At 71.2% G+C, this 11,566-nt stretch carries 5 protein-coding genes (1 of these 5 only partly in view); all 5 read left to right on the forward strand.

Annotation, left to right across the window (positions count from 1 at the left end):
* A protein-coding gene (locus QJS31_RS04610) for a non-ribosomal peptide synthetase (protein ID WP_306355995.1) crosses the window boundary here: on the forward strand, positions 1 to 7,172 show its 3' portion. Its footprint begins 349 nt before the window's first position; 7,172 of the gene's 7,521 nt are visible here — the last part of the coding sequence; its start codon lies off the left edge, out of view; its stop codon occupies positions 7,170 to 7,172.
* Positions 7,173 to 7,633: 461 nt separating this feature from the next.
* Positions 7,634 to 8,302 carry a fasciclin domain-containing protein gene (locus QJS31_RS04615; protein ID WP_306355996.1) on the forward strand — a complete coding sequence of 223 codons (669 nt, stop codon included), beginning with the start codon at positions 7,634 to 7,636 and terminating at the stop codon, positions 8,300 to 8,302.
* 125 nt (positions 8,303 to 8,427) lie between these two features.
* A complete protein-coding gene (locus QJS31_RS04620) occupies positions 8,428 to 9,090 on the forward strand; it encodes a sigma-70 family RNA polymerase sigma factor (RefSeq protein ID WP_282785067.1) in 663 nt (220 codons plus the stop codon).
* Entirely contained in the window at positions 9,087 to 9,833 is a 747-nt protein-coding gene (locus tag QJS31_RS04625) for an anti-sigma factor (protein ID WP_306355997.1), read from the forward strand. The genes QJS31_RS04620 and QJS31_RS04625 overlap by 4 nt, the downstream gene beginning before the upstream one ends.
* Before the next feature lie 24 nt (positions 9,834 to 9,857).
* Complete coding sequence (locus QJS31_RS04630) at positions 9,858 to 11,423, forward strand: molybdopterin-dependent oxidoreductase (RefSeq protein ID WP_372341494.1); 1,566 nt, start codon at positions 9,858 to 9,860, stop codon at positions 11,421 to 11,423.
* Positions 11,424 to 11,566: the final 143 nt, after the last annotated feature.

An 11,566-nucleotide genomic window follows, 5' to 3' on the forward strand; every position in this document is an offset into this window, starting at 1 on the left:
TCGAACATCACCTGCTCGACCTCGGCGCGGCGGGCACGCTGTGGTTCATCCGATCCCACCACCTGATCCTCGACGGCGCGTCCTCGGCCGCCTTCATTCGCCGCGTGGCCGACACCTACACCGCGCTGCTGCGCGGGCATCGGGTGGCGGAATCGGTGTTCGACCGGGTGGCCGACCTGATCGCCGAGGACGAGCGATTCCGCGCCTCCGCGCGGTTCACGGCCGACCGAGAGTTCTGGGCGGATCGGCTCGCGACCGACGAACCCTATGACGCACCGCAGTTCGGCGGTTCGCCGCCGATCACCGATGGCGCGCGATTCCTCCGCCGTGCCGGTGTGCTGGGCGAGTCCGAGTGGAAAGCGCTGCGCGCCCGCGCGGAATCCTCCGGAACACCGTGGCCGGTCTGGGCCTTCGCGGCCATCGCTTTACTGCTGCACGCTGATTCGGGGGTCCGCACGGTCACCCTCGGTCTGGCCGTCCCCGCCAAGCGTTCCCGGCACGCGCTCGGCATGACCGCCAATGTGCTCCCGCTGCGGATCACGGTCGACCCGGCCGCCACGGTCGGCGATCTACTCGCGGCCGTGCGCGCGGAATCGCTGATCATCCTGCGCCACCAGCGTTTCCAGTACGGTGAGATGCTCGCGGAGCTGGGCGCGAGCGGGCTCGGCGGCGGCGTCATCGGCCCCACCGTCAATGTGATGCCCATGCAGAAGGATCTGCGCTTCGGCTCCGAACCGGCCACCCTGCGCCATCTCGCCGCCGGGCGCTCCGACAATCTGAACATCAGCCTCTACGACAACGGTGATCCGACGCTGTCGGTGGTGCTCGAGTCGAATACCCTGCGCTACTCCGACGACGACCTGACCGCACACCACCGGCGGCTGACCGAAACCCTCGCCGCCCTCGCCGCCGCGCCGCGGGACCGTCCGCTGGCCCGACTGCGGACCGTGCCCGATCCGGCCGGACCCGCCGTCACCGTTGCACCGTCGGACACCCTGGTCGATCTGTTCGAGCGCACGGCGGTCGCGCACGCCTCCGCTCCCGCCGTGGTGCACGGCGATACCGCGCTCACCTATCGCGAACTCGATCTGCGCGCACAGCGGCTGGCCCGCGTTCTCGCCGGATACGACGTCGGCCCGGGGCATTTCGTGGGTCTCGCGCTGCCGCGTTCGGTCGATCTCGTGGTGGCGATCCTGGCGGTGCTGAAGACCGGCGCGGGATATGTGCCGCTGGATCCGGCCTATCCGGAGCGGCGGGTGCGCACCATCATCGACGATGCGGCCCCGACGCTCGTCATCGCCGGGGCGGAGGTGGTGCTCCCGGAATCCACTGCGGCGCGGCACGTACTGCGGATCGGCGACCCGCCCCAGGTCGCGCCCCGGCAGCCGCGGCGACCCGGACCGGCGCACCCGGTCTATGTCATCCACACCTCCGGCACCACCGGGACGCCGAAGGGCGTGGTGGTCACGCACGCGAACGTGGTCCGGCTGCTCACCGCGACCCGATCGTGGTTCGACTTCGGCGCGGATGATGTCTGGACCCTGTTCCACTCCACCGCATTCGACTTCTCGGTCTGGGAGATGTGGGGTGCGCTGGCGCACGGCGGCAAGCTCGTCGTGGTCGACGCCGAGGTGGCGCGTTCACCGCGCGATTTCCTGGATCTGCTGGTGGCACAGCGGGTTACGGTGCTCAATCAGACGCCGTCCGCATTCGGCATGCTGGTCGACGCCGAGGCGGACCGACCGGTCGACGGCGACCGGCTCGCCCTGCGTCACATCATCTTCGGCGGGGAGCCGGTGGAGCCGTGGCGGCTGGCCGAGTGGTGGTCGCGGCACGATCCGCGACGGCCGCGGCTGGTCAATATGTACGGCATCACCGAGACCACGGTGTTCACCACCGGAACCGAACTGGCCGACGCCGCCGCGGCGAGCGACATCGGCACGCCCCTGGCCGATCTGGCGGTGTACGTGCTCGATGCCGCCCTGCGCCCGTGCCCGCCGGGGGTGCCCGGGGAGCTCTACGTGGCGGGTCCGGGTGTCGCCGCCGGATACCTGCGTCGGCCGGGCGTCACCGCGGCGCGATTCGTCGCCGACCGGTTCGGCGCACCCGGCACGGTCATGTACCGCAGCGGCGATATCGCGCGATGGACCGAGGCCGGGACGCTCGACTACCTCGGGCGGGCCGACCGGCAGGTCAAGATCCGTGGCTTCCGCATCGAGCCCGGCGAGATCGAGGCCGCGCTGTGCGCGCTCCCGGCCGTGCGGGCGGCGGTGGTGCTGACCGTGGCACACCGGCCCGGGGACCGGCGGCTGGCGGCCTTCGTCGCCGGGGACGGCATCGATACGGGCGCGATTCGTGCGGGTCTCGCCGAACGGCTGCCCGCCCACGCGGTACCCGCCACGATCGTGACCGTCGACGCCATTCCGACGACCCCCAACGGCAAGGTCGACGAACGCCGACTGCGCGCGCTCGCGACCGGCGGGAGCACGGCCGATGCCCGGCCGCGCACCGACGCCGAGGCGCGGTTGCACGCGGTCTTCGCGGAGGTGCTCGGGTACGACGGCTTCGGGGTCGAGGACGGGTTCTTCGCCATCGGCGGCGACAGCATTCTCGCCATCCGGTTGGCGGACCGCGCTCGCGCGGCCGGATTCGCTCTGACGCCGCGGGATGTGTTCGAACAGCAGCACATTCGCGCACTGGCTGGCAGCGCCGGGGCACTCCCACCCAGCCTCACCCGCCCCGCCCCCGCCCCGCCGGACGGCCGCACCCTGCTGCCGACCACGCCCTTGCAGGCCGGGCTGCTGTTCCACTCGCTGCTCCAGGCGGGGGAGGGCGAGGATCCCTATCTCGTCCAGGCCGTAGTGACGCTGGATGGTCGAATCGACGCGCAACGGCTGGCCGAAGCACTGCGCATGGTGCTCGGCCGGCATCCGCACCTGCTGGGACGTTTCGTCATCGACGGCGAGAGTCCGCGCTACGAGATCCGCGCCGATCTGGAATTGCCCTGGCGCGTAGTAGATCTCGGCGACCGCGCGTCCGCCGACCGCCCGATGGTCGACCACCAGGCCACCGAATGGGACGGCGCGGTGCGCGTGGCACTGGCCGAGGACGCTCGCATGGATCCGCTCGCGGCCCCACCGCTGCGCGCCACCCTGGTGCGCACCGGCCCCCGGTCGGCCACCCTCCTGATCACCCACCACCACGCGCTGCTCGACGGCTGGTCGCTGGGCATCCTGCTGCGCGAACTGCTGCTGAGCTATCACGGGCACGGATTGCCCGCCGCCCCGGCCTTCGCCGCATTTCTCGACCAGTCCGCCACCCTGGACCGCGAGCGGGCCCGCGCGGCCTGGGCGCGGGCGCTGCGCGGTGCCGAACCCGGCAAGGTCGCCCGCGCCGACCTGGGACGGTGGCGGCGACCCGCCGAACATCGGTTCACCCTGCCCGCCCCCGTCGTCACCGCGCTGCGCGAACGGGCCGCCGCGCACGGCCTGACCCTCAACACGATGATCCAGGCCCTGTGGGCGCTGGTGCTGGCCGATCTCACCGGCACCGACGACGTCGTCTTCGGCATCACCGTCTCCGGCCGCGACACCGGCGATCTGCACGACACCGTCGGACTGCTCATGAACACCGTGCCGCTGCGGGTGCGCCGCCATCCCGCGTGGACGCCGCTCGAACTGGCGTCCCGGATACAGCGCGACCGGGTGGCGCTGATGGACCACGACCATCTCGGACTGCCCGACATCATGGCGGCGGCCGGGGTGAGCGATCTGTTCGACACCTCGCTCGTCTTCGAGAACTTCCCGCTCGACACCGCGCTGTTCGACACCCCGCTGCTCGACGGCTCGGACGCCGACGTGCGGGTCACCTCGGTGGATGTCATCGGCGGCACGCACTTTCCGCTCACCGTGGTCGTGGTGCCCGGAGCCGAGGACCTGGACTTCCGCATCGGCGCGCATCTGGACCGCATCGACGCCCTCGCCGATATCGACGAGCTGTGGGCGCGCATCCGCACCGCCGCGGCGGCGCTGACCGCGCCGCACCCGTCCCCGGTCGGTCGGCTCGAACTGCTGCCGCCCGCCCGCCGCGCCGCACTGCTGGCCGCCGGACGCGGCGCGGACACCGATGTCGAGAACGCTGGCCTCGGTCGGTGTTTCGAGACGACGGTACGGGAGCACGCCCACGACATCGCGCTCTGGTACGACGGAACGGAAGTCACCTACGCCGAGCTGAATGCGCGCGCCAACCGGGTAGCCCGGTGGCTGCGCACCCGCGGCGCGGGCCCCGGTGTGCCGATCGGTCTGGCGCTGCCGCGGTCGGTCGACCTGGTGGTTACCTTCCTCGCCATCGCCAAACTGGGCGCACTGTGCGTGCCGATCAGCGACCGCTATCCGCCCGCGCGGGTGCGACAGCTGCTGGCCTTCACCGAAACCGAGCTGGTGCTACACGAACTCGATGGCGTGGCAGCGGAATTCGATGACAGCAACCTCGGCGTGGACGTACCGGCCGATGCCGTCGCCACCCTCATGTTCACCTCCGGCTCGACCGGTGCGTCCAAGGGCGTCGAGGTCACCCATCGCAATATCGTGGCCCGCGCCCGCGACCGGATCGGCCGCGACGACGGGCACCGGCGCATGCTCATGCACCTGCCGCACAACTGGGACATGGTGGTCTGGGAGCTGTGGCTGCCGCTGCTCACCGGCCGGACGACGGTCATCGCCCGCCCCGGCGTCCTCGACGTGCACGACTACACCGAGATCCTGCGCGCGGGCGCGGTCACCTCGATCATGCTGCCGGCCGGGCTGTTCGACCTGCTGGCCGAACGGATACCGGATGCGCTCGCCGGACTGCGGATGATCGCGTCCGCCGGTGACGTGCTGCCGCCGCGCGCCGCCGCGACGATACGGCGCGGCGCGCGCCCGCCCGTGGTGACGAATCTGTACGGACCCGTCGAGGCGACGAGCTACGCGCTCGGCTTCGCGATTCCGGCGGATATGGCGGCGGACCGACCCGTACCCGTCGGACGTCCAGCCGACAACACCCGGGTCGCGGTGCTGGATCCGGCGCTGCGACCGGTGCCGGTCGGTGTCGCCGGGGAGATCTACCTGTCCGGGGCGGGACTGGCCAACGGCTACCACCGCGCCCCGGCCCGCACCGCGGAGCGCTTCGTCGCCGACCCGTTCGGCCCCGCCGGTGGACGCATGTACCGCACCGGCGATATCGGGCGCTGGGACGCCGACGGCCTGCTGCACTTCCTCGGCCGCGCCGATCGGCAGTTGAAGGTCAACGGTTTTCGTGTCGAACCGGGCGAGGTGGAGGCGGCGCTGCGGCGCGAGCCCGGCGTCGACGCCGCGATCGTCACCGCGCGCCGGGCCGCCAGCGGGCAGTCGCTCATCGCGCACATCGTCGCGACCGATACGGTCGACACCGCCGCGCTGCGGACCCGGCTGGCGTCGACGCTGCCGTCCTACCTGGTGCCCTCGGCCATCGTGGCCCTGGACGCGCTGCCGTTGACGCCCATGGGGAAGATCGACGTGAACGCGCTTCCCGTACCCGCGAACGGTGATCGGATTCCGGCCGGCACACCGCGCCAGCGGGTCCTCGTGCGCGAGTTCGCGGCGGCGTTGGGTATTGCGGAGGTCGGCGTCACCGACGACTTCTTCGCGCTCGGTGGCAATTCGCTGTCGGCGATCCGGGTGGTCGCGGCGCTGCGGTCCCGGCTCGGGGTCGCCGTATCGCTGCGCGACCTGTTCGAGTCGCCGACCGTCGCGGCGCTCGAGCAGGCGCTCGCCGACCGTGCGCCCGAACGCCTCCCGAACGGCCTTGCCACCGTGCGCCGTACCGACCCGATCCCGCTCGCACCCGCCCAGCAACGCCTGTGGACCGTGAACTACCTCGGCGGCAACCGCCCCGACTACCTGATCGCCACCGGCCTCGAGATATCCGGGCCGCTCGATCCGACGGCCGTGGCGGCGGCGGTCACCGATGTGGTCGAACGGCACGAAATCCTGCGCACCGTCCTGCCGTACGGCACGGACGGGCCCGTGCAGCACATCCTGCCGACGGCATCCGCACACCCGGATTTCCGGATCGTCGACCTGCCCACCGGCGACAGCGTCGACCGGGCGATGGACGCCGAACTCGCCGTGGGCTTCGACCTCACCACGCGTCCACCGCTGCGCATCCGCCTCTACCGCACCGGCCCCGAACACCACATCCTGCTCGGCGTCCTGCACCATGTCGCGGGCGACGGCGAATCCTTGGCCGTGCTCCAGCACGACCTGCTCACCGCCTACCGCGCGCGGGCGGTCGGCCACCCGCCCCGATGGGAATCTCCCGCAACCCAATTCGCCGACTACACGCTGTGGCTCCGGCAACTGACGCACGCCGACGGCCCCCTCCTCGAACGACAGGCGCGCTACTGGCGCACCGCACTCGACGGCCTGCCACCGCACCCGGTACTGCCCACCGACCGCCCCCGCGCAGGCCGCCGCGACAACAGCGCGGCGTCGCTGCCCATCCACCTGGACGCCGCCACCCACCGCGAGCTCGCACACACCGCCCGCGCCCACCGCGCCAGCGTCTACATGCTCGTCCACACCGCCCTCGCCCTCGCCCTGCACGATCGCGGCGCGGGCCCCGACCTGCCCATCGGCGTGGCCCTGAGCGCCCGGGACACCGCGGGCCTGCACGACCTGGTGGGCTGCGTGGTCGACACCGCCGTCGTCCGCGCCGACCTGTCCGCCGCCCCCACCCCCGGCGACCTGGTGGCGCAGGTCCGTGAACGCGTCCTCGCCGCATACGACAACAAGGAATTCCCCTTCGACGATCTCGTGGCCCTGCTCAACCCGCCACGCTCCCGGACCCACCACCCCCTGTTCCAGGTCATGGTGACCTACCTGCGCGGCACCCGAATCGACACCGCCGACACCGGCCTCACCATCCGCCATCACCCCGTCCCGGTCCGCCATACCCCCTGGGAACTGCTGCTGAACCTGCGCGAGGAATACGGCCCGAACGGCGAATACGCCGGAATCCGAGGCGAGATGGTGTATGCCGCAGAGCTTTTCGAGCACAGCACGGTGGAGTCCACGGTGGCCGCGATGACGACCGCCCTGCACGCGCTGTGCGCCGAACCGTCGACCGGCACCGACCAGGACGCTCGGGAGTAGCGGCATCATCAGCCATCCGAGCGGGCTGGTCAACCGCTCGGCGTACCGACTCGCCTCGGCCCGGATCTGAAGGCGCACCTCCTGGGTGATCTCCTCGGCCACCGGGCAGCTGTGCGTCGGCCACTCGTGTCTCGATTGCGGCACGCTCGTCGTCGCGGTGTGGTCGGTGCGCGGATTCTGTCGGTTTCGGTGGTTGCCCGAAGAAATCTCGTCGGGCACCAAACCGCGGGCGAGGGCTGGGCGAAGTCCTTCCGGTACTCGTGGACGGCCATGAGTACTCGGGGTCTCAGCCGCCCCGCTGCTGGACGTCACCGGTCGCTGCCGCCCCCGACCCGCGGCCGGTGACCAGGCGAAGGCCCGAGCGGAAAGGACACCAATCCGACCGGCACGGCTGGCCGAAGTCCCTCCCGTCCCGAATTCCGCGGTCGCGCACGCGGGCCGCACGACGAAAGAAGATGATCATGAAGATGTCGCAGCGCACCCTCGCGGTGGCCGTCGCCCTGGCCGCCGCCACCGCGGTCGTGACCGGGTGCTCCGATGACCAGTCCGATTCGACCGCCGCGACCTCGTCGACCACCACGGCGGCGACCTCGTCGACCACCACGGCGGCGGCCGCGACGACCACCGCCGACGCGGCCTCGGACCTGGTCGGGCCCGGCTGTACGGAATATGCCGAGCAGGTGCCCACCGGCGCGGGTTCGGTGAGCGGTATGGCGCAGGATCCGGTCGCCGTGGCGGCCTCCAACAACCCCATGCTCACCACCCTGGTGTCGGCGGTGTCGGGCAAGCTCAACCCGGAGGTGAACCTGGTCGACACCCTGAACGGCGGGCAGTTCACCGTTTTCGCGCCCGTCGATTCGGCCTTCGCCAAGATCCCGAGCGAGACCGTGGACGGCCTGAAGACCGATTCGGCGACGCTGACCAAGATCCTCACCTACCACGTGGTCCCCGGACAGATCGCGCCCGACGAGATCGCCGGAACGCATCAGACCGTCGAGGGCGGATCGGTCACGGTCACCCGGAACGGGGACGACATCAAGGTCGGCGACGCCGCGGTCGTATGCGGTGGGGTCAAGACCGCCAATGCGACGGTCTACATGATCGACTCCGTGCTGATGCCGCCCGCCTGAGCGCACGGTCCGACACGCCCGTGGTCGCTCACGTCCACCACGCCGCCAGGAAACGAGAGTCTGATGCCGACGCCGCGAATCCCGTTCAACTCGGCCGAGTTCGGAGGAATGCCGCGGGTGCCCGCATGACCGAAGACGAGCATTCGACGGTTGTTCCGCTGTTCCGTGACCTGGAGCAGACCGCGGTGGCGCAGCCGTCCTGTCCCGCCGACCGCCCGGGGCGGGACCGGGAACTCGCCGAACGCCTCGTCGGCCTGCTGGCGGCGGTGGGCGGGGGCGATCGGGCGGCGTTCACCGAGCTGTACCGCCTGACCAGCCACCGCGTCTACGGCCTGGCCTTGCGCATGCTGCGCAACCGATCCACCGCCGAGGAGATCGCCCAGGAGGTGTATCTCCAGGCGTGGTCACTGGCGGGTCGCTACGACGAGCGGATGGCCAGTCCCATGGGCTGGCTGATGATGCTGACCCATCGCCGGGCCGTCGACCGCATCCGCATGGAGCGGTCGGCGACCGGACGGGAAAACGCCTACGGCCACCTGCATCTGGGTCGTGACCACGACGTCGTACTGGAAGCCGTGGAGCAGAGTTTCGACGAGCGGGCGGTGCGCGGGTGCCTGGAAACACTGACGCCGTTGCAGCGGGAGACCCTCGCCCTGGCCTACTACAGCGGCCGCACGTACTCCGAGGTCGCCGACCACCTGGGCACGCCCGTGCCCACCGTGAAAACCCGTATCCGCGACGGGCTGAAGCGCCTGGCGGCCTGCCTGACAGGAGGCGACGTCCGATGAGCACCACCGAGCGGCCCGATCTGGACCTGCTCGAACTCGCCTACCTGTACGCGATCGACGCCGTATCCGACGAGGAGCGCGCCGTCATCGAGGAGCGGCGGGAACGCGCCGACCGGTTCACCGCCGCCGAGTTCGACGCCACGGTCGTCGCCATCCGCGACACCATGGCCGATCTCACCGTGGTCGATTCCGTGCCTCCCCCGGTGGAATTGGAGGATCGGCTGCTGCGCGCGCTCGACCGTGTCATCCGAGTCGCCGGGCGCGGCGTGCGATACCGATGGCACGGTGGCCTGGGTCCGTTCTCCCGGCTGGACTGGTTGGCGGCGGCCTTCGTCCTGGTGATCGCGCTAGGCGCGGGGATCGGCTTCGTCGTGCAACGCCCCGGGGAGCCACCCGGTCCCGGCGAGATTACGGCGGCGATGATCGAGCGGCAGCCGGACGCGCTGACCCGGACCGTCCAGGTCACCGGCGGCGGTGAACTGTCGATCCGCACCTCGGCGATGCTGGGTGCCGCGGCGGTCGACCTCCGGGATGTACCGGTTCCGCCCGTCGGCCGCTGCTATCAGATCTGGTTGGTCGAACTGGGCGGCCAACCGCGGTCGGCCGCCATCGTGGACGCGCTGTCGACCATGCCGGTGGTTACTGCTTTCGGCCCCACCGACACCCTGGCCGTCACCATCGAACCCGCCGGCGGCTCCCCGCTGCCGACCACCACCCCGGTGGCCAGCCTGAACCTCACCTGAGCCGACTCGATCGAAGGAGTCGTGATGTCGAAACCGAACAGTGCCGCCCTCGGCTCCCCACGGCATTCGTCAGCCGCCGGGATCGGTCGCGGCCGGGCCGCGCTGGCCGGGATGCTCGGTGCCGCCACGGTGCTCGGGGTGGGGCATCTGGTCGCGGTATTCGTCGATCCGGCGTCCTCGCCGTTCTTCGCGCTCGGCGCGACCATGGTCGACCACACTCCGACTGCCTTGAAAGAAGCCGCGATTCGACGCTTCGGCAGCAATGACAAGCTGGCACTGTTCGTCTCCATGGCCGTGGTGATGGCCAGCGGCGCGGCCATCGCGGGCCTGCTCGAACGCCGCCGGCCCATCGGCAGTGCGCTCCTGCTCCTGCTGGGCGGTGTCACCGCGCTGGCGGCGCTGCAACGGCCCACTGCCACACCGTGGTTCGCGCTGCCCACCGTGGTGGGGATCGCCGCCGGCATCCTGGCCCTGCGCGCCCTGGTGTGGACCGCGATGTCCCGCCCGGGGGAACCGGAGGGATTGTCGCGGCGGCGATTCCTGACCGGCGCGGTCGCCGTGGGCGCGGTCGCGGCCGGTGCGGCGGCGACCGGTCGCTGGCTGGGTGCGCGCCTGCGCGACGTGGTGGCCGATCGGGCGCGATTCGTGCTCCCCGTTGCCCGCCGGACGGCGCCGCCCATCCCGCCGGAGGCCGAAGTGCCCGTTCCGGGAATCACCCCGCTGCTCACCCCCAACGACCGCTTCTACCGGGTCGACACCGCACTGCAACTGCCCGCGCTGGCCAGTGCCGACTGGCGACTGCGAATACACGGAATGACCGACCGCACCGTGGAATTCGATGTCGACGAGCTGCGGCGACGCCCCGCCGTGGAGCGCGTCATCACGCTCACCTGCGTGTCCAACGAGGTCGGCGGCGACCTGGTCGGCACCGCCCGCTGGCTCGGCTATCCCTTGGCCGACCTGCTCGCCGAGGCCGGGGTGCGGCCCGACGCCGATATGCTGCTGTCCCGCAGTATCGACGGGTTCACGGCCGGAACTCCGCTGTCGACGGTGCTGGACGGCCGCGACGCACTGCTCGCGATCGGCATGAACGGCGAGGCCCTGCCGATCGAGCACGGTTATCCGGCGCGGCTGATCGTGCCCGGACTGTACGGCTATGTCTCCGCCACCAAGTGGGTGGTGGAGCTCGAGGTGACTCGTTTCGACCGCGCCCGGGCCTACTGGACCGAGCGCGGCTGGGCCGACCGCGCCCCGATCAAGATCGCCTCCCGGATCGACGTCCCCGCGTCGTTCGCCACCGTGCCCGCGGGGCCGCTGACGGTCGCCGGAGTCGCCTGGGCGCAGCGCCGCGGTATCGCGAGCGTGGAGGTGCAGGTCGACAACCAGCCCTGGCAGCCCGCGACCCTCGCCGCGGAGTATTCCGTCGACACCTGGCGGCAGTGGACCTGGCAGTGGACTGCCACACCGGGCACGCACACGCTGCGCGTCCGCGCCACCGACGGCACGGGGGAGCGGCAGACCGAGCAGCGCACCCCGCCCTTCCCCGACGGCTCCACCGGGTGGCACAACCGCGTGATCACCGTGCGCTGAGCACGGCTGCACATCGCGGATCGCGGTCATACGACCGTGATCACGTGCGTGGCTCCGAGCGCATCGCGCCAGTGACCGCGCATTTTGTCTGAATTATGGCGATTGCCAAATCGTTTCAGCGAAACGACCAATCCGTCCGGGTG

The organism is Nocardia sp. CC213A (assembly GCF_030766805.1).
GTDB lineage: Bacteria > Actinomycetota > Actinomycetes > Mycobacteriales > Mycobacteriaceae > Nocardia > Nocardia otitidiscaviarum.